Here is a 26,895-nt window from a genome sequence, read left to right on the forward strand (position 1 = left end):
TGGGGATCGTGGGCAACGCCGCCGTTCGGGCGGCTATCGCTGCGTTCTTCGTTTTCGTCTTGCTCGTCGGCATACATGCTCCTCATTGACATGCTATGCCTCACACACAAAATTTCGGACAGGCTCTCGAGGCACAATGCGCGGGTCTTCTCCCTTCCTTCGCAGGACGCCTTCCCCCCATGACCGACCTCTCCTCGATCACGCCGCGCGACAAGGCCGAGATCCTCGCCCAGGCGCTGCCCTACATCCGCAGGTTCCACGGCAAGACCATCGTCATCAAGTACGGCGGCAACGCGATGACCGACCCGGCGCTCCAGCAGGACTTCGCCGAGGACGTGGTGCTGCTCAAGCTCGTGGGCATGAACCCTGTGGTGGTGCACGGCGGCGGCCCGCAGATCGAGACGGCGTTGAAGCGCCTGGGCAAGACCGGCACCTTCGTGCAGGGCATGCGCGTGACCGACGCCGAGACGATGGAGGTGGTCGAGTGGGTGCTGGCCGGCGAGGTGCAGCAGGACATCGTGGGCCTGATCAACCAGGCCGGCGGCAAGGCCGTGGGCCTGACCGGCCGCGACGGCGGCCTGATCCGCGCGCAGAAGCTGCGCCTGCTCGACCGCGACGATCCGACCAAGGAGCACGACGTGGGCCAGGTCGGCGACATCGTGGCCGTCGATCCCGGCGTGGTGAAGGCGCTGCAGGACGACGCCTTCATCCCGGTGATCAGCCCGATCGGCTTCGGCGAGGACAACGAGAGCTACAACATCAACGCCGACGTGGTGGCCAGCAAGCTGGCCACCGTGCTCCAGGCCGAGAAGCTGATGATGCTGACCAACATCCCCGGCGTGCTGAACAAGGCCGGCGCGCTGCTGACCGAGCTGACCTCGCGCCAGATCGACGAGCTGATCGCCGACGGCACCATCTCCGGCGGCATGCTGCCCAAGCTCGCCGGCGCGATCGATGCGGCCAGGAGCGGCGTGAATGCGGTGCATATCGTCGATGGCCGTGTGCCGCATGCGATGCTGCTCGAAATTCTCACGGACCAGGCCTACGGCACCATGATCCGCAGCCGCTAGCCACGGATACTGCCGAGAGGATGGCCTTGAGGCGGGTATGGATGGGGTGCCAGTGAGGGATCACAGGGGGAGTATGTAGAACGATGCGCCTTCTGCTCGTCGAAGACGACGTCATGGTCGCCAGCGGGATCAAGCTGGGGCTGACCGATGCCGGCTATGCGGTCGACTGGGTCGGCTCGGGCGAGCGGGCCGAGGAGGTGCTGCGCTGCGAGTCGTTCGACGTGGCGGTGATCGACATCGGCCTGCCCGGCATCGACGGGCTGGAGTTGACGCGCCGGCTGCGCCGCCCCGGCATGGCGAGCCAGGCCACGCCGGTGCTGATCCTCACGGCGCGCGACGCCCTCCAGGACCGGGTGCAGGGGCTGGATCTGGGCGCCGACGACTACATGGTCAAGCCGTTCGAACTGCCCGAGCTGCTGGCCCGGCTGCGCGCGCTGCTGCGCCGCTCGCAGGCGGCGACCTCGGCCGTGCTGAGCTTCGGTCCGGTGGAACTCGACACGGCCGGGCGTGTCGCCAGCGTGCGGCCGCACGGCGCCGCCGCCGTGCCGCTGGAACTGGGCCCGCGCGAATGGACGGTGCTCGAATACCTGCTGATCCACGCCCCCAAGCCGGCCAGCAAGGAGAAGCTGCTCCAGGCCCTGACCGGATGGGACAAGGAGATCACGCCCAACGCGGTCGAGGTCTACGTCTCGCGCCTGCGCGGCAAGCTGGAGCCGCACGGCGTGGCGCTGCGCGCCATCCGCGGCTTCGGTTACCGCCTCGAACTCGTGACGGCGTAGCGATGGCTGTCGCGCCGCCGGCCGAGGGGGTGCGTGTCAGCGCCGGACTGCGCAACCGGCTGCTGGTGCTGCTCATCGTGCCGCTGGTGCTGCTGGCGCTGGTCAACGCCTGGCTCGAATACCGCTCGGCCGACGACGCCGCGCTCCAGCACGACCGCAGCCTGCTGCGGATGATCCCGCTGCTGGCCGATTCGGTGCTGGCGCCGGGCCACGAGCCGCTGGAGCCGCCGATCGTGCTGCTGCTGCCGCCGCTGGAGGACTTCCTGCGCCAGCACCCGGACCTGTCGGGCTGGCGCATCCTCGACGTGCACGGCCAGCCGCTGCTGGGCACCGAGGGGCTGGACGTGGCCGTCCCCGCCACGCGCGAAGCCGAGTTCTTCAGCGTGGAGCAGGGTGGCATCACCTTCCGCGTGGCGGCGCAGCGGGTGGACACCAACGCCGGCGAGCTCATCGTCGCCGTGGGCGACGGGTCCGACGCGCGCCAGGCCTGGCTGCAGCAGGTGCTGCTGCGCGTGCTGCTGCGCGTGCTGCTGCCCAACCTGGTGCTGGTGGCCGCCGCGGCGCTGGCCATCGACTGGGCGGTGCGCCTTGCCTTCCGCCCGCTCATGGACCTGACCGAGGCGGTCGAGCGCCGCTCGCCGCGCGACCTGAGCGCCATCGACGAGGCCGCCTCGCCGCAGGAGGTGCGGCCTTTGGTGCATTCGCTCAACCGGCTGTTCGGCCTGGTCAATGCGCAGGCCGAGGGGCAGCGCCGCTTCGTGGCCGATGCGGCCCACCAGCTGCGCACGCCGCTGGCCGGGTTGCAGGCCCAGGTTGAGGCCTGGGCGCTGGCCGTGCCGGCCGGCAGCGACGGCGCCTGGCTGCCGCGCGAGCAGCTCTTCAAGCTGCGCCGCGCCGCGCGCCGCACGTCGCAGCTGGCACACCAGTTGCTCACCCTGTCGCGCGCCCACCCGCTGCAGCCGGTGGATCTGAAGGCGCTCTGCGAGTCCGCGCTGGAGCAGTTCCTCGATGCCGCCACCGCGCGCCGCATCGACCTGGGGCTGGATGTGCGGCCGGCCGTGGTTGGCGGCCACGAATGGCTGCTGCGCGAACTGCTGGCCAACCTCGTCGACAACGCGGTGCGCTACACGCCCGAAGGCGGCACGGTCACCATCCGCTGCGGCCTGCGCAACGGGCGCGTGTTCCTCGAAGTGGAGGACGACGGCCCGGGCATCCCGCCGGCCGAGCGCGCCCGCGTCACGCAGCGCTTCTACCGTGTGCGCGGCACGGTGGGCGAGGGCAGCGGCCTGGGCCTGGCGATCGCCGACGAGATCGCGCGCGTGCACGGCAGCGCACTCGCGCTCGGCGCCGGCGCGCACGGGCGGGGGCTGGTGGTCACGGCCGCGTTCTGACGGCGCGCGGGCCGAAATACCGCTGTGCGAGAATTCCGCACACCTCGTTACGCCATGTCAGAAGAAGCCGCCAGTCCGCCGTTTCCCGCCGACGCCGACTCTGCCCTGGAGCCCGCGCCGCGCAAGCGCCCCCGCCCCGGCGAGCGGCGCACGCAGATCCTGCAGGCGCTGGCTTCCATGCTGGAACAGCCGGGCGCCGAGCGCGTGACGACCGCGGCGCTGGCCGCACGGCTGGAGGTCAGCGAGGCGGCGCTCTACCGCCACTTCGCCAGCAAGGCCCAGATGTTCGAGGGGCTCATCGATTTCATCGAGCAGAGCGTGTTCTCGCTGGTCGCGCAAATCGCCGAGCGCGGCGCCGCCGAAGGTGGCGCGTGGCAGGCCGGCCGCGTGGTCGGCGCGGTGCTGCAGTTCGCCGAGCGCAACCCCGGCATGGCGCGCGTGATGGTGGGCGATGCGCTGGTGTTCGAGCACGAGCGCCTGCAGCAGCGCATGAACCAGCTGTTCGACCGCCTGGAATCCACCCTGCGCCAGTGCCTGCGCCCGGCCGAGGAGGCCGCCGGCTCGGCCACGCCGACGGTGCATGCGCAGGTGCGGGCCTCGGTGCTCTGCGCCTTCCTGCAGGGGCGGCTGCAGCGCTATGCGCGCTCGGGCTTCCGCAAGGCGCCCGGCGAACACCTCGAAGCCTCCCTCGCTCTGCTTTTGAGCTAGGGGTATGGGCTGAAGGCGCGCTATCGACAGGCGCTTCTGGCAGCTAGGGTGGGGTGTATTGTTGCCGGATAAAAGAAAGGCCGCGCTGAAAGCCAGCGCGGCCCGCAGCCGGCAGATGCGGCGTAGCCGCCCGGCAGCCAGTGGTTAGAACGCGGGGATGATCGCGCCCTTGTACTTTTCGAGGATGAACTTCTTCACCGCGGGCGTGTGCAGCGCCGCCACGAGCTTCCTGATCTCCGGCGAGTTCACGTTGTCCGGGCGGGCCGCGATGAAGTTGGCATAGGGCGAATCCGAGCCGTCGAGGAACAGCGCGTCCCGGGTCGGCACCAGCTTGGCTTCGAGCGCGTAGTTGGCGTTGATCAGCGACAGGTCCACGTCGTCGAGCGTGCGCGGCAGCTGGGCGGCTTCGAGCGGGCGGAACACCAGCTTCTTCGGGTTGTCGACGATGTCGCGCTCGGTGGCCAGGATGTTGGTCGGGTCCTTGAGCTTGATGAGGCCCTGCTTCTGCAGCAGCGCCAGCGCGCGGCCGCCGTTGGTCGTGTCGTTCGGCAGCGCGACCGTCGCCCCCTGCTTGAGCTCGGAGAGGTTCTTGATCTTCCTGGAGTAGCCGCCGAAGGGCTCGATGTGCACGCCGCTGTTGGGCACCTCGACGAGGTTCGTCTTGCGTTCCTTGTTGAACGTGGTCAGGTAGGGGCGGTGCTGGAAGTAGTTCGCGTCGAGCTGCTTGTCCTGCACCGCCAGGTTGGGCTGCACGTAGTCGGTGAAGACGGTGACCTGCAGGTCCACGCCCTGGGCCTTGAGCGCGGGCTTTACGAATTCGAGGATCTCGGCATGCGGCACCGGCGAGGCGCCGACCTTGAGGACGGTCTGCGCCTGGGCGGCGAACGACGCCGCGGCGATGACGAGGCTGGTCAGGGCATGCTTGACGAACGACATGGCTGGATGGCTCCTTTGCACAACAGTGTTGTGGTGGTGGTGCGGCCGCCTCCCTGGCCGCCGCTGGGGCCGCAGCCTACCCCAGCGAGTTCGGCATGGCTCGGCTAAAACCCGGCTTCGTATTTCGTTTTTTTCATAAGGCGCCCGGCAGGCGTAGGTGTTTTCCCTTGCGGAACAGACCTGTGGCACCGGATCCGTCGGCGATCCTGCAAAATAGAACGATCGTTCGTTTTTATCCCGCATGCCGCCATGAGTGCCGCCCCGTCCCCCCCGACCGACAAGCCCGCCCGCAGCCGCGCGTTGCAGAAGGGCCAGCAGACCAAGGCCGCCATCGTCGACGCCGCCCTCGGCCTGGCCACGCAGATTGGTGTGGAGGGCCTGTCCATCGGCGCCCTGGCCGAGGTCATGGGCATGAGCAAGTCCGGCGTGTTCGCCCACTTCGGCTCGCGCGAGGAACTGCAGATCTCCGTCATCCGCGAGTACCACGCGCGCTTCGAGGACGAGATCTTCTTCCCCGCGCTCTCCGCGCCGCGCGGCCTGCCGCGGCTGCGCGCCATGTTCGCGCTGTGGATGCAGCGCAGCTCCATCGAGATCGACGCGGGCTGCATCTACATCAGCGGCGCCGTCGAGTTCGACGACTGCCCGGGGCCGGTGCGCGACGCGCTGTGCGGCTCGGTGCGCACCTGGCACGCAGCCATGAAGCGCGCCATCGTCATCGCCAAGGAAGAGGGCCAGCTCGGCGCCGATCTCGACGCCGACCAGATGCTGTTCGAGATCCACGGCCTGATCCTCGCGCTGCACTACGAGGCCCGCTTCCTCAAGACGCCCGGTTCGATCGAGCGTGCCACCCGCGGCTTCGACAACATCCTCTCGCGCTACGGCGCGGCCCCCGCCACCGCATCCCCCTCCCAGGAGTAAACCCATGCCCAGCTACACGCCTCCCTTGCGCGACCAGCAGTTCCTGCTGCACGAGGTCTTCAAGGTCACCGACGAATTCAAGGCGCTGCCGGCCCATGCCGAGGTGGATGCCGAGACCATCAACGCGGTGCTCGAAGAAGGCGGCCGCTTCGCCGCCGAGGTCACCTTCCCGCTCAACCAGAGCGGCGACGCCGAGGGCTGCACGCTCGACAAGGCGACGCACGCGGTGACCACGCCCAGGGGCTTCAAGGAAGCCTATGCCCAGTACATCGAAGGCGGCTGGGCCGCGCTGTCGTGCGACACCGCCTATGGCGGCCAGGGCCTGCCGTTCGTGCTGAACCAGTGCTTCTACGAGATGCTCAACAGCGCCAACCAGGCCTGGACCATGTATCCCGGCCTGTCGCACGGCGCCTACGAGGCGCTGCATGCCCACGGCACCGAGGAGCAGAAGAAGCTGTACCTGCCCAAGCTCACCAGCGGCGAATGGACCGGCAGCATGTGCCTGACCGAGCCGCACTGCGGCACCGACCTGGGCCTGCTGCGCACCCGGGCCGAACCCCAGGCCGACGGCACCTACCGCCTGACCGGCAGCAAGATCTTCATCAGCGCCGGCGAGCACGACTTCACCGAGAACATCGTCCACTTGGTGCTGGCCCGCCTGCCGGACGCGCCCGCGGGCAGCAAGGGCATCAGCCTGTTCGTCGTGCCCAAGGTGAAGGTGAAGGCCGACGGTTCGCTCGGCGAGCGCAATGGCATCTTCTGTGCCGGCCTGGAGCACAAGATGGGCATCCACGGCAACGCCACGGCGCAGCTGGTGCTGGAGAACGCCGAGGGCACGCTGGTCGGCCAGCCGAACAAGGGCCTGGCCGCCATGTTCGTGATGATGAACGCCGCGCGCCTGGGCGTGGGCAACCAGTCGCTGGGCCTGACCGAGGTGGCCTACCAGAACGCGCTGGCCTATGCCAAGGACCGCATCCAGATGCGCAGCCTGTCGGGCCCGAAGGCCAAGGACTTGGCGGCAGACCCGATCATCGTGCATCCCGACGTGCGCCGCATGCTGCTCACCGCCAAGGCCTATGCCGAAGGCGGCCGCGCCCTGCTGACCTACAGCGCGCTGCTGATCGACCGCGAACTGCACCACCCCGACGAAAAGGTGCGCAAGGACGCGGCCGACCTCGTGGCGCTGCTCACGCCGATCGCCAAGGCCTTCATCACCGACAACGCCTGGATCGCGACGACCAACGCGCAGCAGGTCTTCGGCGGCCACGGCTACATCCGCGAATGGGGCATGGAGCAGTTCGTGCGCGACGCGCGCATCAACATGATCTACGAGGGCACCAACACCATCCAGTCGCTGGACCTACTGGGCCGCAAGGTGCTGTCCAACAACGGCGCCACGCTCAAGAAGTTCGGCAGGCTCGTCGCCGCGCTGGTGGAGGAGGAGGGCGTCAACGAGACGCTCGCCGAGTTCATCAATCCGATCCCGCAGCTTGGCGACCAGCTCACCAAGTTCACCACCGAGATCGGCTTTAAGGGCTCGCAGAACGCGGACGAGGTCGGCGCCGCCGCGGTCGACTACCTGCGCGTGGTCGGCCACCTGGTCTACGGCTACTTCTTCGCGCGCATCGCCCAGGCCGCGCAGCGCGCCATCGACGCCGGCAGCACCGACCCGTACTACAGCGGGCGGCTCCAGGTCGCGCGCTTTTACTTCGCCAGGCTGTTCCCCGAGACAGCGACGCTGGTGCGCACCGCGCGCGCCGGCGCGCGCTCGCTGCTCGATACCGAGGCCGCGCTCGCCTGATGCCGGAGGCTGCCATGCGCAACGCCATCCTTTCCCTGCTCGCGTTCGCCGCCGGTGCCGCATCGGCGCAGTCGGCCACGCCCGTGGGCACCTGGCAGACCGTGGACGACAAGACCGGCGAGCCCAAGTCGATCGTCGTCATCGCCGACCAGGGCGGCACGCTCTCGGGCCGCGTGCAGCAGCTGCTGCGCAAGGGGGCCGACCCGGCCGCGCGCTGCACCGAATGCACCGACGACCGCAAGGACCAGCCGCTCGTCGGCCTGGAGATCATCCGCGGCGCGAAGAAGGCCGAGGGCCGCGACGTCTGGGAGGACGGCCGCATCCTCGATCCCGAGAACGGCAAGACCTACGCACTGCGCCTCACGCCCGCCGACGGAGGCAGGAAGCTCGACGTGCGCGGCTCCATCGGCCCGTTCGGCCGCACGCAGACGTGGACCCGCGTCCCTTAGAAAAAGGAAAACACCTCATGTCCCGATTCATCGTGCAGCAGGTCGCCGTGCTCGGCGCCGGCGTCATGGGCGCGCAGATCGCCGCCCACCTCGTGAACCTGCGTGTGCCGGTCGTGCTGTTCGACCTGCCTGCCCAGGAAGGGAAGGACCGCAACGCCATCGTCGCGCGCGCGGTCGACAACCTCAAGAAGCTCAAGCCCGCGGCGCTCGGCGTGCCCGAGGACGCGGCGCTGATCCGCCAGGCCAACTACGACGACGACCTCGCACTGCTGGCCGAGGCCGACATCGTGATCGAGGCCATCGCCGAGCGGCTCGACTGGAAGCACGACCTCTACCGCCGCATCGCGCCGCACATCGCGCCGCACGCGATCCTGGCGAGCAACACCTCGGGCCTGTCGATCGCCGCGCTGGCCGAGCCGCTGCCCGAGGCATTGCTGCCGCGCTTCTGCGGCATCCACTTCTTCAACCCGCCGCGCTACATGCCGCTGGTGGAGCTGATCGCCGCGCCGCGCACCGCGCCCGAGATCCTCGACCAGCTCGAAGCCTTCGTCACCAGCGGCCTCGGCAAGAGCGTGGTGCGGGCCCGGGACACGCCCAACTTCATCGCCAACCGGGTGGGCACCGCCGGCCTGCTGGCGACCTTCCGCGAAGCGGAGAAGTTCGGCCTCACGCCCGACGTGGTGGACGACCTGACCGGCAAGAAGCTCGGCCGCGCGAGTTCGGGCACCTACCGCACCGCCGACGTGGTGGGCCTCGACACGCTGGCCCACGTGATCGGCACGCTGCAGAAGAACCTGACCGCCGAGCTCGATCCGTTCTACGAGACCTACGGCACGCCCGAGGTGCTCTCCACGCTGCTGGAGATGAAGAACCTCGGCAGCAAGAGCAAGGCCGGCTTCTACAAGAAGGTCGGCCGCGACATCCTGCGCTTCGATCCCAAGACCCGCGACTACGTGGCTGGCGGCGAGAAGGCCGACGATGTGTACGCGCGCATGCTCAAGAAGCCCGCCGGGGAGCGGCTGCGGCTGCTGCGCGAATCCAAGGGTGCGCAGGGGCAGTTCCTCTGGGCCATTCTGCGCGACAGCTTCCATTACGCGGCGGTGCACCTCGAAGCGATCGCCGACACCGCGCGCGACGTGGACCAGGCCATGCGCTGGGGCTTCGGCATGCAGCAGGGCCCGTTCGAGCTGTGGCAGGAGGCCGGCTGGGCGCAGGTCGCGCGCTGGGTGCAGGAGGACATCGACGCCGGCCGCGCACTGTCGCGCGCACCGCTGCCGGCCTGGGTGTTCGACGGGCCGGTGGCCGAAGCGGGGGGTGTGCATACTCCGGAGGGGTCGTGGTCACCGCGTGCGAAGGAATTCCGCCAGCGGCCTATACTCCCCGTCTACGAACGCCAGCGTTTTCCGGAGCGCCTGGGCGGGGAAGGCGCGCAGGGCTTCGCGCAGGCGGGCCGCACCGTGTTCGACAACGGCGGCGTGCGCGCCTGGACATTCGACGACGAGGTGCTGATCGCGAGCATCCAGACCAAGATGCATGCGATCAGCCCCGATGTGTCGGAAGGGCTGGCCGAGGCCGTCACCGTCGCCGAGCGCGACTTCAAGGCGCTGGTGATCTGGTCGGGCGACGAGCCGTTCTCGGTCGGCGCCGACCTGCAGGCGCTGCTGCCGGCCTTCGTGGTCGCGGGCGTCGATGCGGTCGACGGCGCCGAGCAGGAGCTGCAGGCCACGATGCTGCGCATCCGCTACGCCGCCGTGCCGGTCGTGGCCGCCGTGCGCGGCATGGCGCTCGGCGGCGGCTGCGAGCTCGCGGTGCATGCGGCGCGCCGCGTGGTCGCGTTCGAAAGCTACATCGGGCTGGTCGAGGTCGGCGTCGGCCTGGTGCCCGGCGCCGGCGGGCTGACCTACATCGCCCGCCGCGCGGCCGAGAACGCCGCGGCCTCGACGGGCAAGGACCTGCTGCCGTTCCTCACCGAAGGCTTCACCGCCGCCGCGATGGCCAAGGTGGGCACCAGCGCGCTCGAATCGAAGAAGCTTGGCTACCTGCTGGAGAGCGACGTGATCGTGCCGCACAAGGACGAGCTGCTGCACGTGGCCATCGGCGAGGCGCGCGCGCTGGCTGATGCGGGCTGGCGGCCGCCGTTGAAGCGCAGCTTCCCGGTCGCGGGGCGCAGCGGCATCGCCACGATCCGCGGACAGCTCGTGAACATGCGCGACGGCGGCTTCATCAGCGAACACGACCAGCACATCGCCGGGCTCATCGCGAGCGTGGTCTGCGGCGGCGACGTGGAGCCCGGCACGCTGGTGACCGAGGAATACCTTATGGCGCTGGAGCGCCGGGCCTTCTGCTCGCTGGTCGTCCATCCGAAGACGCAGGAGCGGATCATGGGAATGCTGTCGACCGGCAAGCCCTTGCGCAACTGAACACGCGGAGCACACGACATGACAAAGCAACTCCAGGACGCCTACATCGTCGCCGCCACGCGCACGCCCATCGGCCGTGCCCACCGCGGCTTCTTCCGCCACACCCGGCCCGACGACCTGCTGGTCACCACGCTGCGGGCCGCGCTCGCGCAGGCCCCGGGGCTGGACCCGGCGGCTATCGAGGACGTGATCTGCGGCTGCGCGATTCCCGAGGCGCAGCAGGGCCTTAACGTCGCGCGCATCGGCGCGGTGCTCGCCGGCCTGCCCGCGAGCGTCGGCGGCATCACAGTCAACCGCTTCTGCGCCTCGGGCCTGTCGGCCGTGCAGATCGCGGCCGACCGCATCCGCGTCGGCGAGGCCGAGGTCATGGTCGCCGCCGGCGTCGAGAGCATGAGCCTGGTGCCCATGATGGGCAACGCGCCGTCGCTCTCGCCCGCGATCTTCGAGGGCAACGCCGACGTCGGCATCGCCTACGGCATGGGGCTCACGGCCGAGAAGGTCGCGCGGCAATGGAAGGTCGCGCGCGAGGCGCAGGACGCGTTCGCGCTGCAGTCGCACCAGCGCGCGCTGGCCGCGCAGGCCGCGGGCGAGTTCGGCGACGAGATCACGCCGATCGAGGTGCAGGAGCGCACGCCCGACCTGCAAAGCGGCGAGGTCCGCGTCAGCACCCGCACCGTATCGCGCGACGAAGGCCCGCGGCCCGACACCAGCCTCGAAGGACTGGCGAAGCTCAAGACCGTGTTCGCCGCGCGCGGCTCGGTCACCGCGGGCAACAGCTCGCAGACCTCCGACGGCGCCGGCGCGCTGATCCTCGCGAGCGAGGCGGCCGTCAAGCGCTTCGGCCTGACGCCGCTCGCGCGCTTCGTCAGCTTCGCGAGCAAGGGCGTGCCGCCGGCCATCATGGGGATCGGCCCGATCGAGGCGATCCCGGCCGCGCTGCGCAATGCGGGGTTGAAGCAGGACGACATCGACTGGATCGAACTCAACGAGGCCTTTGCTGCGCAGTCGCTCGCGGTCATCGATACGCTGGGGCTCGACGGCGCCAAGGTCAACCCGCTGGGCGGCGCGATCGCGCTGGGCCATCCGCTCGGCGCCACCGGCGCGATCCGCGCGGCCACCGTGGTGCATGCGCTGCGCCGCCGGCAGCTCCGGTACGGCATGGTGACGATGTGCGTCGGCATGGGGCAGGGCGCGGCCGGCATCTTCGAGCGGGTATGACGCATCCGTTCGACGCCGCCGTCGCGCTCGACGCGACCGCGCCCGACACCTTCGCCGCCCGCACCAGCCCGGCCTACTGGAACATGGTTGGCCCGTTCGGCGGCATCACCGCGGCCACCGTGCTGCGCGCGGTCGAATCGCATCCGGCGCGGCTCGGCGAGCCGCTGTCGCTCACCGTCAACTACGCGGCGGCGGTGGCCGAAGGCCCGTTCACCGTGCAGGCGCGCCCGGTGCGCACCAACCGCTCGACCCAGCACTGGACGGTGGACATCCTCCAGCCCGGCCCCGGCGGCGCGCCGGCTGTGACCACCACCGCCACCGCGGTGACGGCCGCGCGCCGCACCACCTGGAGCGCCAGCGACATGCCTGTGCCCGAGGCGCCGCCGCCCGAGACCGTCGCACAGCGCGATGTCTTCCGCGGCGTGGCGTGGATCCAGCGCTATGCCATGCGACCGCTCGCCGGCGCCCTGCCGCAGGCGTGGGACGGCGCCGAGAGCGGCGACAGCCTGACCCGGCTGTGGCTGCGCGACGAGCCGCCGCGCCCGCTGGACTTCGCGGCGCTCACAGCGCTGTGCGATGTGTTCTATCCGAGGGTATGGCTCCGGCGCGCGCTCATGGTGCCCGCTGGCACGGTATCCCTCACGGTGTATTTCCATGCCGGCAGCGATGCGCTGGCGGCTGTCGGCAGCGGCTGGCTGCTGGCCCAGGCGCGTGCGCAGGAGTTCCGCAACGGCTTCTTCGACCAGAATGCGCAGCTCTGGAACGAGGCCGGGCGGCTGCTCGCGACCTCGCACCAGGTCGTCTACTACAAGGAATAGCCGCCATGCGCACTGCGACCGATACCCGGCGCCGGGACATCCTCGTCCACACCGAAGCCGGCGTGGCCACCCTCACCTTCAACCGACCCGACAAGAAGAATTCGATCACCGCCGCGATGTACACCGCGCTGGCCGACGCGCTGGCCCAGGCCGAGGCCGACGCCGCCGTGCGCGTGCTGCTTCTCCAGGGCAGCGCCACCGTGTTCAGCGCGGGCAACGACATCGGCGACTTCATCGACAACCCGCCTGCCGAAAAGGATGCGCCCGTGTTCCGCTTCCTGCGCGCGCTGGCCACGTTCTCCAAGCCGCTGGTGGCCGCCGTCTGCGGGCCGGCCGTGGGCATTGGCACCACGCTGCTGTTCCACTGCGACCTGGTCTACGCGGGCGACAACGCGGCCTTCTCGCTGCCCTTCGTCAACCTGGGCCTGTGCCCCGAGGCCGGCTCCAGCCTGCTGGCGCCGCAGGCCTTCGGCCATCACCGCGCGGCCGAGGCGCTGCTGCTGGGCGAGCCCTTCTTCGCCGAGGCGGCGCTGGAGGTCGGCCTGGTCAACCGCGTCGTGCCGCCGACCGAGGCCAACGCCGTGGCCCAGGCCAAGGCGCGCAAGCTCGCGGCCAAGCCGCCGGCCTCGCTCACCGAGACCAAGCGCCTGCTCAAGGCCCACCAGACGCCGCAGGTGCTGGCGCGCATCGAGGAAGAGGCCGAGGTGTTCGCCCGGCTGCTGAAGGCGCCGGCCGCGCGCGAGGCTTTCACGGCTTTCATCGAGAAGCGCCGGCCGGATTTCAGCGCGACCTGAGCTGTACCGCCCGCGTAAGTTTGGACTTCTAGACTCCGCCACCGCCGCGCCGCCCCCCCCCCCCCGGGCCGCGCGGCGATTGCTTTTGTGTTCCCGCTACCTGGAGTCCCGCCCCATGACCGCATCCGGCCGCATCCTCAACCCGCTTCTGGCCGCCCGCGTGGTATCGGCCGAGGAGGCCGCCGCGCTGGTGCCGCCGGGGGCCAACGTCGGCATGAGCGGCTTCACCGGCGCCGGCTATCCCAAGGCCGTGCCGCGGGCGCTGGCCCGGCGCATCGGCGCGGCCCATGCACGCGGCGAGCCGTTTCGCATCGGACTGTGGACCGGCGCCTCCACCGGCCCCGAACTCGACGGCGCGCTGGCCGAGGTCGAGGGCATCGAGTCGCGCCTGCCATTCCAGTCCGACCCGGCCGTGCGCAAGCTGATCAACGGTGGCCGCATGCACTTCGTCGACATGCACCTGAGCCACGTGGCGCAGCAGGCCTGGTTCGGCTTCCTCGGCCGCATCGACACGGCCGTGGTCGAGGTGGCCGGCATGCTGCCCGATGGGCGGCTGATCCCGTCATCCTCGATCGGCAACAACAAGACCTGGCTCGACCAGGCCGACCGCATCATCCTGGAGGTCAACAACTGGTTCAGCGACGGCTTCGAGGGCATGCACGATGTGTACTACGGCACGCGCCTGCCGCCGCACCGCATGCCGATTCCGCTGGTGGCCGCGGGCGACCGCATCGGCGAGCCCTACCTGCGCTGCGACCTGTCGAAGGTGGTCGCGGTGGTCGAGACGCACCAGCCCGACCGCGACACCGCCTTCGCCGCGCCCGACGAGATCTCGCGCGCCATCGCCGGCCACATCATCGACTTCCTCCAGCACGAGGTCGCCCGGGGCCGGCTGCCGGCGCGCACGCTGCTGCCGATCCAGTCGGGCGTGGGCAACGTGGCCAACGCGGTGCTCGCGGGCCTCAACGAGGGGCCGTTCGAAGGCATGAGCGCCTACACCGAGGTGCTGCAGGACGGCATGCTCGCGATGGTCGACAAGGGCACGCTGGCCCATGCCTCGGCCACCGCGCTGTCGCTGAGCCACGCCGCGGCCGCGCGCTTCAACGCGAACGCGGCGGCCTACCGCGACCGCATCGTGCTGCGCCCGCAGGAGATCAGCAACCACCCCGAGGTGATCCGCCGGCTGGGCACGATCGCGATGAACGCGATGATCGAGGCGGACATCTACGGCAACGTCAACTCGACCCACGTCATGGGGTCCTCGATCATGAACGGCATCGGCGGCTCGGGCGACTTTGCGCGCAACGCCTACCTGTCGATCTTCGTCACGCCGTCGGTGGCCAAGGGCGGCGCGATCTCGTGCATCGTGCCGTTCGCCTCGCACGTGGACAACACCGAGCACGACGTGCAGGTCATCGTGACCGAACAGGGCCTGGCCGACCTGCGCGGCCTGTCGCCGCGCCAGCGCGCGCAGGTCATCATTGCGCAGTGCGCCCATCTGGACTACCGCCCCGCGCTGCGCGACTACGTGGCGCGCGCCGCGCGCACCGCGCCGGGCCAGCACACGCCGCACCTGCTCGACGAGGCCTTCTCCTGGCACATGCGCTACCTGCGCGAAGGACATATGTAGGCTGCGGCGCAGGGCGTGTCCGCGCGTATCCGGTGCAGAAAGTAACACCTGTCTTTGGTTACCGATCTTGCGTAATGGATGGAGCTTTGACTGCCGCCGCTCCGTAGCATTCGGGCTTCTTTTCAGTTGTAGGAGAAGCTCACATGGCAGTGCAGTCGCCGTTCTTCGGCAAGCGCGACACCGATTCGTTCACGTCCCGCCAAACCCCTGGCAACGGCACCAGCGCCGCACAGTCCGGCACCGGCGTGCACCCCACCGGCCTGGGCTCCGGCGCCCCGGCCCCTTCTTCGTCCACTGCGGCCGGCCCGGCCGCCGCGGCCGAGAGCGGCAGCAAGCTCACCGTCGGCCCCAACAGCAAGCTCAAGGGCGTCGAGATCACCGACTGCGACACGCTCGTGGTCGAAGGCACCGTCGAGGCCACGATGGACTCGCGCGTGATCCAGATCTCGGAGCAGGGCGCTTTCCGCGGCTCCGCCGAGATCGACATCGCCGAGATCCGCGGCGAGTTCAACGGCAACCTCACCGTGCGCCAGAAGCTGGTCATTTTCTCCACTGGCAAGGTCAACGGCAAGATCCGCTACGGCAAGGTCGTGATCGAGAAAGGCGGCCAGCTTGCCGGCGAGATCGAGGTCGGCACCGGCCCCGCGTCGGCCGCGGCCCGTCCATCCTCGTCTTCGCTGCCCGCCGGCCCCGCGGCGGCGCTCGCGGCCTGAGCAGGCCGCGAGCGCTGCGCCGGCTGGCTACTTGCCGCCGAACGGCTCCGGATGCGGGGTCGTGTCGCTCGACGGCGGCAGGATCGGCAGCGTGAACTTCGGCTGGTCGCCGGTCAGCGTCTTCAGGAAGGCGACGATTTGTGCGTTCTCCTCGGCGTTGAACTTGCGGCCGAGCTGCAGGCGGCCCATCAGATCCACCGCGTCGGTGAGCGTCGCGGCCTCGCCGTCGTGGAAGTAGGGGTAGGTCAGCTCCGCATTGCGCAGCGTCGGCACCTTGCAGGTCAGCCGGTCGGCGTCCTTGCCGGTCACGCCCGCACGGCCGGTGGCGGCATGCGTGGTCTGGTAGGGCTCGACCAGGCCCATCTTCTGGAACGAGGTGCCGCCGGCTGCCGGGCCGTTGTGGCAGCCCACGCAGCCGCTGTTCTTGAAGAGCTGGTAGCCGGCCAGTTCGTCCCTGGTCAGCGCCTTGCGGGCGCCCTTGAGCCACTTGTCGAAGCGGGCGTTGGGCGTGGTCAGCGTCTCCTCGAAGGCGGCCAAGGCCTCGGTGATCTCGCCGATGTCGATCTTCTCGCGGCCGAAGACCTTCCTGAACTCGGCGCGGTAGCCCGGAATCGAGGACAGCACGCCCACCGCGAGTTCATGGCTCGATGCCATCTCGGCGGGGTTGGCGATCGGGCCGCCGGCCTGCTCGCGCAGATCCTTGGCGCGGCCGTCCCAGAACTGCGCGATCGAGAGGCTGGAGTTCAGCACCGTGGGCGAGTTGATGCCGCCCTTCTGCCAGTTGTGGCCAATCGACGCCTTGAGGTTGTCCGTGCCGCCCAGGCTGAGGTTGTGGCAGGAGTTGCACGAGATGAAGCCCGAGCGCGACAGGCGCGGGTCGAAGAACAGCTTCTTTCCCAGCTCGACCTTGGCTGGATCCTTTACCGGGACCGGGATGATGGGCTGGATGGGTTCGTTGGCGGCCGATGGCGCCTTCTGCTGCGCCCACGCGCCGAACGCGAGGGCTGCGGCGAGGACGGCCAGGGCCGTGGCGGCGAGTGGATGGTTGCTTCGTGTTTTCATGGCGGGCTTTCCTTGTCGACGTCCGATCCACGGCCGGCGCCCGGCAGGGCGCCGGCCTTGCGGAGCCGCTGCGGCGGACGGACGTGCGGCACTCCGCCGGGCCCCGGCCCATCCGCCGTCCCGCGTTGCACGGGGCGATGCCGGAGGGCCCTTTCATTCTGAAAGGGGGACGCTGGAAAGCTTTGTTCCGGATCAAGCAGCGCGCGGACCTGCGCGCCGCAGTTCCTAGGACGCCTGCTGCGGCGGCAGCGGCCGCGGCCGGCCCTGGGCGTCGATGGCCACGTAGGTCAGCGTGGCCTCGGTCACCTTGATGTAGCGGCCCTGGTCGGCGAAGCGCTCGGCGAACACCTCGATGCGCACCGTGACCGAGGTGCGCCCGACGCGCTCCAGCGCGCCGTAGAACGACAGGATGTCACCCACGCGCACCGGCTGCTTGAAGATGAACTCCTTCACCGCCACGGTCGCCATGCGGCCGCGGGCATAGCGCGCCGGAATCACCGATCCGGCCAGATCCACCTGGGCCATGACCCAGCCGCCGAAGATGTCGCCGTTGGCATTGCAGTCGCGGGGCTGGGGGATGACCTTGAGCACCAGTTCGAGGTCGGCGGGCAGGTCGCCGTGGTGGGGGTTGCGCAGGTCGTTCATGGGCACCATCGGAAGCGGGGACGGGAAAGCGGCATTGTCCCCCATGCCACCCGCGCGCGCCGGGCGGCAGGCGCCGGACTGTCGCACAATTGCCGGACTCCTGCCCGACTGCCGTCCGCCCGAGACCCGACCGCCCATGAAACCCGTCCTCCTCGTCCTCATCCATCTGTCCGACGCCCACCTGGAGCAGTTGGCCCGGCACTACGAGCTGGTCTACGCGCCGGACGCCGACCGGCATGCCGAGGCCATCGCCGCCGACGGCGCGCGGGTGCAGGCCGTGCTGACCAACGGTACGGTGGGCCTACGCGCCGCGCAGATCGACGGGTTGCCCGCCGCCACCTTCGTCAGTGCGCTCGGCGCCGGCTACGAGAACATCGACCTCGACCATGCCCGCCGCCGCGGCATCGGGCTGGCCAACGGCGCGGGCACCAACGACGACTGCGTGGCCGACCATGCCTTCGGCCTGCTGCTGGCCGCCGCGCGCGGCATCGTCAAGCTTGATGGCCAGACCCGCGCCGGCGTATGGCGCACCGAGATCACGATGCCTCCCAACGTCTCGGGCCGCAGGCTGGGCATCCTCGGCCTGGGCACCATCGGCCGCAAGATCGCGCGGCGCGGCACGGGCTTCGACCTGGAGATCGGCTACCACAACCGCAGTGCGCGGGCGGATTCGCCGTACCGCTACTTCGGCAGCGTCGCCGAACTGGCCGCGTGGGCCGACTTCCTCGTCGTCGCCACGCCGGGCGGTGCCGGTACCCGGCATCTCGTCGACGCCGCCGTGATCGACGCGCTCGGCCCGCGCGGCGTGCTGGTCAACATCGCGCGCGGCAGCGTGGTCGACACCGCGGCCCTGGCCGCCGCACTGCGCGAAGGCCACCTGGGCGCGGCGGGGCTCGACGTGTACGAGAGCGAGCCGCGCCCGCCCGGGGAACTGGTCGGCCTGGACAACGTGGTCCTCACGCCCCACATGGCCGGCTGGTCGCCCGAGGCGGTGCAGGCTTCGGTCGACCGCTTCGTCGAGAACGCCCGCCGGCATTTCGCCGGAGAAGCCCTGGTATCCCCGATCTGACCGGTACCGTGTCGGCCGGCGCGCGCCCATAATCCGCCGCCATGGAAACCAAATGGCTCGAGGACTTCGTCAGCCTGGCCGAGACGCGCAGCTTCAGCCGCTCGGCCCAGCTGCGGCACGTGACCCAGCCGGCCTTTTCGCGGCGCATCCAGGCGCTCGAAGCCTGGGCCGGCGTGGACCTGGTGGACCGCAGCTCGTACCCGACGCGGCTGACCGCCGCCGGCGAGACGCTCTACACCCAGTCGATCGACATCCTGCAGGCCCTGCAGGGCGCCCGGGCGACCCTGCGCGCCCACACCAGCGCCGGCAAGGACGTGGTGGAGTTCGCCGTGCCGCACACGCTGGCCTTCACCTTCTTCCCGGCCTGGGTCTCGGGCCTGCGCGAGAAGTTCGGGCCGCTCAAAAGCCGGCTGATCGCGCTCAACGTCCATGACGCGGTCCTGCGGCTGGTGGAAGGTAGCTGCGACTTGCTGATCGCCTACCACCACAGCGCCCAGCCGCTGCAGCTGGACGCCGACCGCTACGAGATGGTGGTGCTGGGCCAGGAAGTGCTGGCGCCCTACGTCCGCCCCGATGCCGAGGGCCGGCCGCTCTACGCGCTGCCGGGCCGCGCCGGCCAGCCGCTGCCCTACCTGGGCTATGCGCCGGGCGCCTACCTGGGCGGCGTGGTCGACGTGATCCTCAAGCAGTCGGCCACCGCGGTGCACCTGGACCGCGTCTACGAGACCGACATGGCCGAGGGCCTCAAGGCCATGGCGCTCGAAGGCCATGGCATCGCCTTCCTGCCGCACAGCGCGGTGCGGCGCGAGCTGCGGACAAAGCGTCTGGTGAGTGCCGTGCCGGCCGGCAGCGACCTCGCACTGGAAATGACGATGGATGTGCGCGCCTACCGCGAGCGCCCGTCCACCACCGGCGGCGGCCGCAGCGCGCCCAAGGGCCGGGCGCAGGCGCTGTGGCGTTATCTGACCAGTGAAGCGCCCGCTGCCACGTGATGCCTTTGTTGCGCCGCAGCACGTGGCTTGCGCATAACGCATGTGGCGATCGGCATGGGCCCGGCGCTGGCACGGAACGTATATTCGTGCAGCCGCGGCGGGCGGTGCCTGGCTCGAACGGCCGGCAGCGGCCACGGCATGCTTTATGCTCCGTGTTTCGTCTGTCTGCGATAGAGTCACTTCCTTTGCTTGTCTGTGGTTGGTTTGGCACCGGCGAACGCGGTCTTGCGCCGCGCCAGCCGTGCGACCGGCTGACGAAGGGGAATGTCCTACCCGTAAGCCTGTTGCACAGCGCTACAGTGCCTGAGCCACCGACCTGTTTTTCCCCAACGCTTCCCAACGAAAAGGAGTCTTTCCATGAAGCAGCACCTCTTGGTCATCGCCGTGGCAGCCGCTGCCGCCACCGGTGTTTCCGCCCAGGCCGACACGCTGGCCAAGATCAAGTCCTCGGGCTCGATCACGCAGGGTGTGCGCGAGTCGTCGGGCGCACTGGCCTACACGCTGGGCAACGGCGTCTACACCGGCTTCCACTACGACATCTGCACCAACATCATCCGTGACATCCAGAAGAAGCTGGGCGTTGCGAGCCTGGAGACCAAGTACCAGCCGGTCACCTCGCAGAACCGCATTCCGCTGGTGAAGAACGGCACGGTCGACCTGGAGTGCGGCTCCACGACCAACGACGAGAACCGCCAGAAGGAAGTCGCCTTCGCCGACACCCTCTACGTGGAGGAAGTGCGCATCGCCGTGCGCGCCGACTCGCCGATCAAGTCGGTCGCCGACCTCGACGGCAAGACCGTCGTGACCACGACCGGCACCACGTCGGTGCAGCTGCTGCGCCAGAACAAGCGCGCCGCCGGCATCAACTTCAAGGAAGTGACCGGCAAGGACCATTCCGACAGCTTCCTGCTGCTCGAATCGGGCCGCGCCGACGCCTTCGTGATGGACGGCCAGATTCTGGCCGGCAACATCGCCAAGTCCAAGAATCCGAAGGGCTTCAAGATCGTCGGCGAGCCGCTGTCGGTCGAGCCGATCGCGATCATGATCCGCAAGGACGATCCGGAGTTCAAGAAGGTCGTGGACGACAGCATCAAGGCGCAGATCAAGGACGGCACGGTCGCCAAGCTGTACGACAAGTGGTTCCTCAAGCCGATCCCGCCGACCAACACGGCCGTGAACCTGCCGGCGTCCGCAGCCACGAAGGCGGCCTGGGCCAATCCGAACGACAAGCCCAAGGCAGCCTACAAGGTCGACTGAGACCGCACGGCACCCGCCGTGGAATAGCAGGCGCCCGTTGCGCGGGAACGGGTGCCTGCCGTGATGGCGGCGCCGGTGGGCGCCGCCTTTGCATAACGAGTTTTGTTGGAGGATCCTGCGATGGGATCGAATTGGGATTGGCAGGTGTTCCTGCAGGATCCGGGAGGGGAGTACCCGACCTACTGGCAGTGGCTGATGTCGGCCTGGGGCTGGACCGTGTCGGTCGCCCTGCTGGCGCTGGTCGTCGCGCTGGTGTTCGGGGCGGTGGTCGGCGTGCTGCGCACGCTGCCCGACAGCCCGTGGTGGGTGCGCTTCGGCAACGCCTGGGTGGAACTGTTCCGCAACGTTCCGCTGCTGGTGCAGATCTTCCTCTGGTACCACGTGCTGCCGGCCCTGGTCCCGCCGCTGCAGGCGCTGTCGCCCTTCGTGCTGGTGGTGCTGGCGCTGGGCTTCTTCACGTCGGCACGCATCGCCGAGCAGGTGCGCGCGGGCATCCAGGCGCTGCCGCGCGGCCAGCGCTTCGCCGGCATGGCGCTGGGGCTGACCACGCCGCAGTACTACCGCTACGTCATCCTGCCGATGGCGCTGCGCATCATCGTTCCGCCGCTCACGAGCGAGACGATGAACATTTTCAAGAATTCGTCGGTGGCCTTCGCCGTCTCGGTGACCGAACTCACCTGGTTTGCGATGCAGGTCGGCGAGGAAACCTCGCGGCCGACCGAGATCTACCTGGCCGTGACGGTGCTCTACGTCATCTCGGCCTTCGCGCTCAACCGCATCATGGCCTTCATCGAAAAGCGCTCGCGCGTGCCGGGCTTCATCGTCTCGGGCAATACTGGTGGGGGGCATTGACATGCAGCGCTTTGTCCACGCCCGCCTCACGGGCGTACACCCCGGTCTATCCTGTGCCGCTGGCGCGCGGCAGGAGCGCTGAGCCATGGTGCAACTCGATTTCTCGTTCTACAACTGGGATGTCGTCTCGAACTTCATCCTCAAGGGCTTGCTGTTCAGCATCGAGCTGACCGTCATCGCCACCCTCGGCGGCGTGGTCTTCGGCACCGTGCTGGCGCTCATGCGCCTGTCGGGCAGGAAGGTCCTCGACATCCCCGCGACGATCTATGTCAACGGCATGCGCAGCATTCCGCTGGTGATGATGATCCTCTGGTTCTTCCTGCTCGTGCCGTTCCTGATCGGGCGGCCGATCGGCGCGGAATGGTCGGCCATCGTGACCTTCATCGCGTTCGAGGCCGCCTACTTCAGCGAGATCATGCGCGCGGGCATCCAGTCGATCCCGCGCGGCCAGGTCTTCGCTGGCCAGGCGGTGGGCATGACCTACGGCCAGAACATGCGCCTGGTCGTGCTGCCGCAGGCGTTCCGCAACATGCTGCCGGTGCTGCTGACGCAGACCATCATCCTGTTCCAGGACACCTCGCTGGTCTATGCCATTGGCGCCTACGACCTGCTCAAGGGCTTCGAGACGGCCGGCAAGAACTACGGCCGGCCCATCGAGTCGTACCTGCTCGCCGCCGTCGTCTACTTCGTGCTGTGCTTCGCGCTGTCCTCTCTGGTCAAGCGCCTGCACAAGAAAATCGCCATCATCCGCTGACCGCGGCACCGGAAACCCAACATGATCGCACTCAAGAACGTATCGAAGTGGTACGGCAGCTTTCAGGTGCTGACCGACTGCTCCACCAGCATCAACAAGGGCGAGGTGGTCGTCGTCTGCGGGCCGTCGGGCTCGGGCAAGTCCACCCTCATCAAGACCATCAACGCGCTGGAGCCTTTTCAGAAGGGCCAGATCTTCGTCGACGGCGTGCCGGTGCACGATCCGAAGACCAACCTGCCCAAGCTGCGCAGCCGCGTCGGCATGGTGTTCCAGCACTTCGAGCTGTTTCCGCATCTGTCGGTGACCGAGAACCTCACGATCGCGCAGATCAAGGTGCTGGGCCGCAAGCCCGACGAGGCGAAGAAGCACGGCCTGAAGTACCTGGAGCGCGTGGGCCTGATCGCGCACAAGGACAAGTTCCCCGGCCAGCTCTCGGGCGGCCAGCAGCAGCGCGTGGCGATCGCGCGGGCGCTGTCGATGGACCCGATCGTCATGCTGTTCGACGAGCCGACCTCGGCGCTCGACCCCGAGATGGTCGGCGAGGTGCTCGATGTGATGGTCGGCCTGGCCAAGGAAGGCATGACCATGATGGTCGTCACGCACGAGATGGGCTTCGCGCGCAAGGTCAGCAACCGCGTGATCTTCATGGACGTGGGCGGCAGGATTCTGGAGGACTGCTCGAAGGACGACTTCTTCGGCAACCCGGATGCACGCCAGCCGCGCACCAAGGACTTCCTCAACAAGATCCTCCAGCACTGAGCCGCCGCCGGCGGCCGCTGGCTACAGCAGCTCGTCCGGCGCCAGCGGGCCGACCAGGCGCAGCAGCAGGCGCAGGCCGGCGCCGGCGTCGGGCTCTGTCTCCAGCGGCGCGGCATGCGGGGTGCCTTGGCTGGACGCCGGTGGATGCCACAGCAGCTTGCCGTTGCGCAGTTCCACCCGGTAGCTGCGGGCGATGGCGTTCTCGATGTGGCCGCTCAGTTGCTGCGACAGCGCGCGGCTGCGCACCACCAGTCCTACCTCGGTGTTCTGAATCTTCGAGCGCAGGTCCAGGTTCATCGATCCGATCGCGGCGAACCGGTCGTCCACCACCAGCGCCTTGGAATGCAGGCTGGAGCGTGATCCCGGGGTGGAGCCGATGATCCGCACCCTGCCGTCGCCATCGCCGTGCGACTGGAGTTCGTACAGTTCCACACCCAGCTTCAACAGCGCCTCGCGGTAGCGGGCATAGCCCACGTGGGCCAGCGGCGCGTCGTTGGACGCGAGCGAATTGGTCAGCACCCGCACCCGCACGCCGCGCTGGCGCAGCCCGGTAAAAGTCTTCATCATCCGCTCCCCCGGCACGAAGTAGGGCGAGACGATCAGCAGGTCGCGCCGCGCCGTCTCCGCCAGTGCGAGCAGGCCGCCGACCGCCGTTTCGTCGGGGTCGGCCGGGTCGTCGGAACCGATCTTCGACGGCTGGTCGACCAGCAGCGTGGCGGGCGCCCACACCAGTTTGAGGCGGCAGGCCTCGATGTCCCGGGCGATCGCGGCCGCGCCAGGCGGTGTCGCGAGGGGCACCGAAGCTGGTGTCTGGGGCTGCGCTGCGCTGTCGCGCGCAGCAGGATCGTCGGCCGCGGATGGCGCGGGCGACGCGCTCGCCGCAGCGGCGTCGAGCGATTTTTGTTCGGCGTCGGTCAGCAGCGTGCGCACCGGATAGGCGAGCTTGTCGTTCCAGTAGGTGTCGAAGCTCTGAGTCAGTGGTCCGACGATGCGGCCTGCGACGAGCACGTCCAGGTCCAGAAAGTTGCTGCTCTCGCCCTGGCCGAAGTATTCGTTGCTCAGGTTGCGCCCGCCGGTCACGGCGAGGGCCGAGTCGGCCACCAGCAGCTTGTTGTGCATGCGTTGCTGCACGCGCTGGAAGTCCAGCAGCGAACTGACGATGCGACCGAACTGCGAGCGGCGCGGCCCGGGCAGCGGATTGAACATGCGCACCTGGACGTTTGGCTCGTTGTCGAGCGCGAGCACCTTGATGTTGTCGCCCGCGGCGTTGAAGTCGTCGATCAGGATGCGGATGCGCACGCCGCGCCGCGCCGCGGCACGCAGGCGCTGGAGCAGTGCCTCGGTGGAACTGTCGTAGTGGATGCTGTAGTACTGGAGGTCCAGCGTGCGGGTGGCGGCTTCGATCAGCGCGGCGCGGCTGCCGTAGGCGGCTTCGGAGCTGGCCAGCAGGCCGAAGCCGGAATCGGCGCGCGGCGAGGCATCGGCAGGGCGGTCGGACTGGGCGGCCCGGGCCAATGGCGTGGCTGTGCCTACCGGCAGGGAGTAGGACGGCTGGCGTCCACCGTTGGGAGGCAAGCCGCCGCAGCCGCTCAATCCGATGCAGGCCAGCAGGACCGCGCCGGTCCATCGGTACGCCTGCGCGCGGAAACTGTGTGTGCGGTGGTGGCCCGGCATCGATCGCATCTCCCGGCACGTGCGGCGCACGCGGCCATGAACTGTTGGGTGGCGGCGATTGTCGAACCGGGCCGCCCGGCTGTCTGTCGGACGGCAGGCGGCGGATGCGTCAGGGCGACAGCGCCGTCCAGCGCTCCAGCGCATCCATCAGCGCATCCTCGATCTCCGCCGCGCGTGCCTGCAGGGCGATGGCGCGCGCATGATCGGTGCGGTAGACGGAGCCGTCGGCCAGTTCGGCGTTGACGGCGGTCTGCTCCGCCTCCAGCGCGGCAATGCGGTCCGGCAGGGCTTCGAGTTCGCGTTGCTCCCTGTAGCTGAGCCTGCGCTTGCCGGAGGCCGCGGCCGCAGCAGGTTCGGCGCGGGGCGCTGGCGCGGACGCCGCAGACTTCGGCGGCGCCTCACTGCGCTGCGCGAGTTCGCGCGAGCGCTTCGACTGCACCAGCCAGTCCCGCACGCCGCCCTCGTATTCACGCCAGCGGCCCGGCGACTCCCAGGCGATGGTGCTGGTCACCACGTTGTCGAGGAAGGTGCGGTCGTGGCTCACGAGGAACACCGTGCCGTCGTAGGACTGCAGCAGTTCCTCCAGCAGTTCCAGCGTCTCGATGTCCAGGTCGTTGGTCGGCTCGTCCAGCACCAGCACGTTGGCCGGCCGCGCGAACAGGCGCGCGAGCAGCAGGCGGTTGCGTTCGCCGCCCGAGAGGGAGCGCACCGGCGAGGCGGCACGGGCGGGTGAGAACAAGAAGTCTGCGAGATAGCTCTTGACATGCTTGCGCTGGCTGCCGATCTCGATCCATTCGCTGCCGGGGCTGATGAAGTCTTCCAGCGTGGCATCGAGGTTCACGGCCTGGCGCATCTGGTCGAAGTACGCCACCTGGAGGTTCGTCCCGTGGCGCACGCGGCCCGTGTCCGGCGGCAGCTCGCCGAGGATCAGGCGCAGCAGCGTGGTCTTGCCCGCGCCGTTCGGACCGATCAGGCCTACCTTGTCGCCGCGCAGGATGGTGGCGGAAAAGTCCTGCACGATCTGCCGGTCGCCGAACGACTTGGACACGTCGGTCAGTTCGGCCACGATCTTGCCGGACGAGGCACCCGAAGCCACGTCCATTTTCACGCCTCCCAGCACGTCGCGGCGCCGGCTGCGGCTCTCGCGCAGCTTCTCCAGCCGGGCGATGCGGCTCTGGCTGCGGGTGCGGCGGGCTTCCACGCCCTTGCGAATCCATATCTCTTCTTGGGCCAGCAGCTTGTCGGCCTTGGCGGCGATCACCGCCTCCTGCTGGAGCTGTACCTCCTTCTGCGTGACATAGGCCGCAAAATTGCCGGGGTAGCTGCGCAGCCGGCCTCGGTCCAGTTCGACGATGCGCGTGGCCACCCCATCCAGGAAGGAGCGGTCGTGGCTGATCGTGACCATGCTGCCCTTGAAACTTCGCAGCAGTTCTTCCAGCCAGGCGATGGATTCCAAGTCCAAGTGGTTGGTCGGCTCGTCCAGCAGCAGTACGTCGGGTTGCGCCACTAGCGCCTGCGCCAGCGTCACCCGCTTCTTCGTGCCGCCCGACAGGCTGCCGACCACGGCCTGCGGATCGAGGTGGAGATGGTTCAGCACCGTCTCCACCCGCTGCTCCCAATTCCATCCGTCCGCGGCCTCGATCCGCGACTGCAGTGCATCGAGGTCCTCCCCCTCTGTATGGGCGAGATAGCGGTCGCGCAAGACCATCACTTCCCCGACGCCCGCGCTCACGGCCTGGAATACCGTGGCCTCGGCATCCAGTGCCGGCTCTTGGGCAACATAGGCGATGCGCACCCCCTGTTGGATGTGCAAGGTGCCGTCGTCCGCCTTTTCCAGTTGGCCAAGGATCTTCAGCAGGGACGACTTGCCCGCGCCGTTGCGGCCGACCAGGCCAACACGTTCCTGCGATTCGAGGGAAAAGTCTGTCCCGTCCAGCAGGGCTACATGGCCGAATGCGAGGTGGGCGTTGAGAAGGGTGATCAGAGCCATAAGGTAGGCAGCTTAGCGGGCGCAGACGTTCTTGCTCCGTTTTTTGTCTGTTTGTCTGTAGTAGCGTCGAACCTATGCCACAATAGAGGGCTGAGCTGCTTTGTTGGCTGAGCTGCGGGAGGGGTGTGTGGTTCGGAAGAATTTTCGATCTTCTTGCGGTGCGGCGTAAAAGGCTGCTATGATGGAGGGCTTCGCT

Annotated in this window: 24 protein-coding genes; 19 read left to right on the forward strand and 5 right to left on the reverse strand. The window is 69.0% G+C overall.

Going from position 1 to position 26,895, the window contains the following annotated elements; all coding sequences use genetic code 11:
- The first annotated feature begins 179 nt into the window (after nt 1–179).
- The 4 genes from argB (at nt 180) to slmA (ending at nt 3,948) form a co-directional block, all read left to right on the forward strand.
- Complete coding sequence (gene argB, locus GAK38_RS19015) at nt 180–1,070, forward strand: acetylglutamate kinase (protein WP_325346524.1); 891 nt, start codon at nt 180–182, stop codon at nt 1,068–1,070.
- An 83-nt stretch (nt 1,071–1,153) separates the two neighbouring features.
- Complete coding sequence (locus tag GAK38_RS19020) at nt 1,154–1,849, forward strand: response regulator transcription factor (protein WP_325346525.1); 696 nt, start codon at nt 1,154–1,156, stop codon at nt 1,847–1,849.
- A 2-nt stretch (nt 1,850–1,851) separates the two neighbouring features.
- The gene (locus GAK38_RS19025) at nt 1,852–3,240 is read left to right on the forward strand and encodes a sensor histidine kinase (RefSeq protein ID WP_325346526.1); all 1,389 of its coding nucleotides are present in this window, start codon (nt 1,852–1,854) and stop codon (nt 3,238–3,240) included.
- Between the two features lie 54 nt (nt 3,241–3,294).
- Nucleotides 3,295–3,948 carry a nucleoid occlusion factor SlmA gene (gene slmA / locus GAK38_RS19030; RefSeq protein ID WP_325346527.1) on the forward strand — a complete coding sequence of 218 codons (654 nt, stop codon included), beginning with the start codon at nt 3,295–3,297 and terminating at the stop codon, nt 3,946–3,948.
- 144 nt (nt 3,949–4,092) lie between these two features.
- Here slmA and GAK38_RS19035 read toward each other — a convergent pair whose 3' ends face one another.
- Complete coding sequence (locus GAK38_RS19035) at nt 4,093–4,884, reverse strand: MetQ/NlpA family ABC transporter substrate-binding protein (RefSeq protein ID WP_325346528.1); 792 nt, start codon at nt 4,882–4,884, stop codon at nt 4,093–4,095.
- Nucleotides 4,885–5,133: 249 nt separating this feature from the next.
- Here GAK38_RS19035 and GAK38_RS19040 point away from each other — a divergent pair, with 249 nt between their 5' ends.
- From GAK38_RS19040 to GAK38_RS19080, 9 genes are all read left to right on the forward strand, one after another.
- On the forward strand, nt 5,134–5,802 hold the full coding sequence (locus GAK38_RS19040; RefSeq protein WP_325346529.1) for a TetR/AcrR family transcriptional regulator: 669 nt from the start codon (nt 5,134–5,136) through the stop codon (nt 5,800–5,802).
- Nucleotides 5,803–5,806: 4 nt separating this feature from the next.
- A complete protein-coding gene (locus GAK38_RS19045) occupies nt 5,807–7,603 on the forward strand; it encodes an acyl-CoA dehydrogenase C-terminal domain-containing protein (RefSeq protein ID WP_325346530.1) in 1,797 nt (598 codons plus the stop codon).
- 14 nt (nt 7,604–7,617) lie between these two features.
- The gene (locus tag GAK38_RS19050) at nt 7,618–8,052 is read left to right on the forward strand and encodes a DUF2147 domain-containing protein (RefSeq protein WP_325346531.1); all 435 of its coding nucleotides are present in this window, start codon (nt 7,618–7,620) and stop codon (nt 8,050–8,052) included.
- A 17-nt stretch (nt 8,053–8,069) separates the two neighbouring features.
- Nucleotides 8,070–10,472 carry a 3-hydroxyacyl-CoA dehydrogenase/enoyl-CoA hydratase family protein gene (locus tag GAK38_RS19055; protein ID WP_325346532.1) on the forward strand — a complete coding sequence of 801 codons (2,403 nt, stop codon included), beginning with the start codon at nt 8,070–8,072 and terminating at the stop codon, nt 10,470–10,472.
- Nucleotides 10,473–10,490: 18 nt separating this feature from the next.
- The gene (locus GAK38_RS19060; RefSeq protein ID WP_325346533.1) at nt 10,491–11,690 is read left to right on the forward strand and encodes an acetyl-CoA C-acyltransferase; all 1,200 of its coding nucleotides are present in this window, start codon (nt 10,491–10,493) and stop codon (nt 11,688–11,690) included.
- A complete protein-coding gene (locus tag GAK38_RS19065) occupies nt 11,687–12,508 on the forward strand; it encodes an acyl-CoA thioesterase (RefSeq protein ID WP_325346534.1) in 822 nt (273 codons plus the stop codon). Before GAK38_RS19060 ends, GAK38_RS19065 begins: the two co-directional genes overlap by 4 nt.
- 5 nt (nt 12,509–12,513) lie before the next feature.
- Nucleotides 12,514–13,302 carry an enoyl-CoA hydratase gene (locus GAK38_RS19070; RefSeq protein WP_325346535.1) on the forward strand — a complete coding sequence of 263 codons (789 nt, stop codon included), beginning with the start codon at nt 12,514–12,516 and terminating at the stop codon, nt 13,300–13,302.
- A 115-nt stretch (nt 13,303–13,417) separates the two neighbouring features.
- Nucleotides 13,418–14,932 (forward strand): acetyl-CoA hydrolase/transferase family protein, encoded by a 1,515-nt coding sequence (locus GAK38_RS19075; protein ID WP_325346536.1) that lies wholly within the window; start codon nt 13,418–13,420, stop codon nt 14,930–14,932.
- A gap of 143 nt (nt 14,933–15,075) precedes the next feature.
- Nucleotides 15,076–15,645, forward strand: coding sequence for a bactofilin family protein (locus tag GAK38_RS19080; protein WP_325346537.1), 570 nt, complete (start codon nt 15,076–15,078; stop codon nt 15,643–15,645).
- 27 nt (nt 15,646–15,672) lie between these two features.
- Here the strand turns inward: GAK38_RS19080 and GAK38_RS19085 are convergent, their stop codons facing one another.
- Both GAK38_RS19085 and GAK38_RS19090 read right to left on the reverse strand, forming a co-directional pair.
- Nucleotides 15,673–16,707: a cytochrome-c peroxidase gene (locus tag GAK38_RS19085; RefSeq protein ID WP_325346538.1), complete on the reverse strand. Its 1,035-nt coding sequence runs from the start codon at nt 16,705–16,707 to the stop codon at nt 15,673–15,675.
- 225 nt (nt 16,708–16,932) lie between these two features.
- Nucleotides 16,933–17,352, reverse strand: a complete 420-nt coding sequence (locus tag GAK38_RS19090; RefSeq protein ID WP_325346539.1) for an acyl-CoA thioesterase — start codon at nt 17,350–17,352, stop codon at nt 16,933–16,935.
- Between the two features lie 136 nt (nt 17,353–17,488).
- On the opposite strand from GAK38_RS19090, the gene GAK38_RS19095 reads away from it, so the two are divergent.
- The 6 genes from GAK38_RS19095 (at nt 17,489) to GAK38_RS19120 (ending at nt 23,035) form a co-directional block, all read left to right on the forward strand.
- A complete protein-coding gene (locus tag GAK38_RS19095; RefSeq protein WP_325346540.1) occupies nt 17,489–18,421 on the forward strand; it encodes a 2-hydroxyacid dehydrogenase in 933 nt (310 codons plus the stop codon).
- Between the two features lie 41 nt (nt 18,422–18,462).
- Complete coding sequence (locus GAK38_RS19100) at nt 18,463–19,413, forward strand: LysR substrate-binding domain-containing protein (protein WP_325346541.1); 951 nt, start codon at nt 18,463–18,465, stop codon at nt 19,411–19,413.
- Between the two features lie 357 nt (nt 19,414–19,770).
- A complete protein-coding gene (locus tag GAK38_RS19105) occupies nt 19,771–20,670 on the forward strand; it encodes an amino acid ABC transporter substrate-binding protein (RefSeq protein ID WP_325346542.1) in 900 nt (299 codons plus the stop codon).
- 120 nt (nt 20,671–20,790) lie between these two features.
- A complete protein-coding gene (locus GAK38_RS19110) occupies nt 20,791–21,522 on the forward strand; it encodes an amino acid ABC transporter permease (protein ID WP_325346543.1) in 732 nt (243 codons plus the stop codon).
- Nucleotides 21,523–21,607: 85 nt separating this feature from the next.
- Nucleotides 21,608–22,276, forward strand: coding sequence for an amino acid ABC transporter permease (locus tag GAK38_RS19115; RefSeq protein WP_325346544.1), 669 nt, complete (start codon nt 21,608–21,610; stop codon nt 22,274–22,276).
- Nucleotides 22,277–22,297: 21 nt separating this feature from the next.
- A complete protein-coding gene (locus GAK38_RS19120) occupies nt 22,298–23,035 on the forward strand; it encodes an amino acid ABC transporter ATP-binding protein (protein ID WP_325346545.1) in 738 nt (245 codons plus the stop codon).
- A 21-nt stretch (nt 23,036–23,056) separates the two neighbouring features.
- On the opposite strand, the gene GAK38_RS19125 is transcribed toward GAK38_RS19120, so the two are convergent.
- Nucleotides 23,057–24,550, reverse strand: a complete 1,494-nt coding sequence (locus tag GAK38_RS19125) for a phospholipase D-like domain-containing protein (protein ID WP_325346546.1) — start codon at nt 24,548–24,550, stop codon at nt 23,057–23,059.
- A gap of 268 nt (nt 24,551–24,818) precedes the next feature.
- Entirely contained in the window at nt 24,819–26,699 is a 1,881-nt protein-coding gene (locus GAK38_RS19130; RefSeq protein WP_325346547.1) for an ATP-binding cassette domain-containing protein, read from the reverse strand.
- Between the last annotated feature and the right edge of the window lie 196 nt (nt 26,700–26,895).

Origin of the sequence: Xylophilus sp. (assembly GCA_009914555.1) — a bacterium.
Classification (GTDB): Bacteria; Pseudomonadota; Gammaproteobacteria; order Burkholderiales; family Burkholderiaceae_C; genus WNDY01.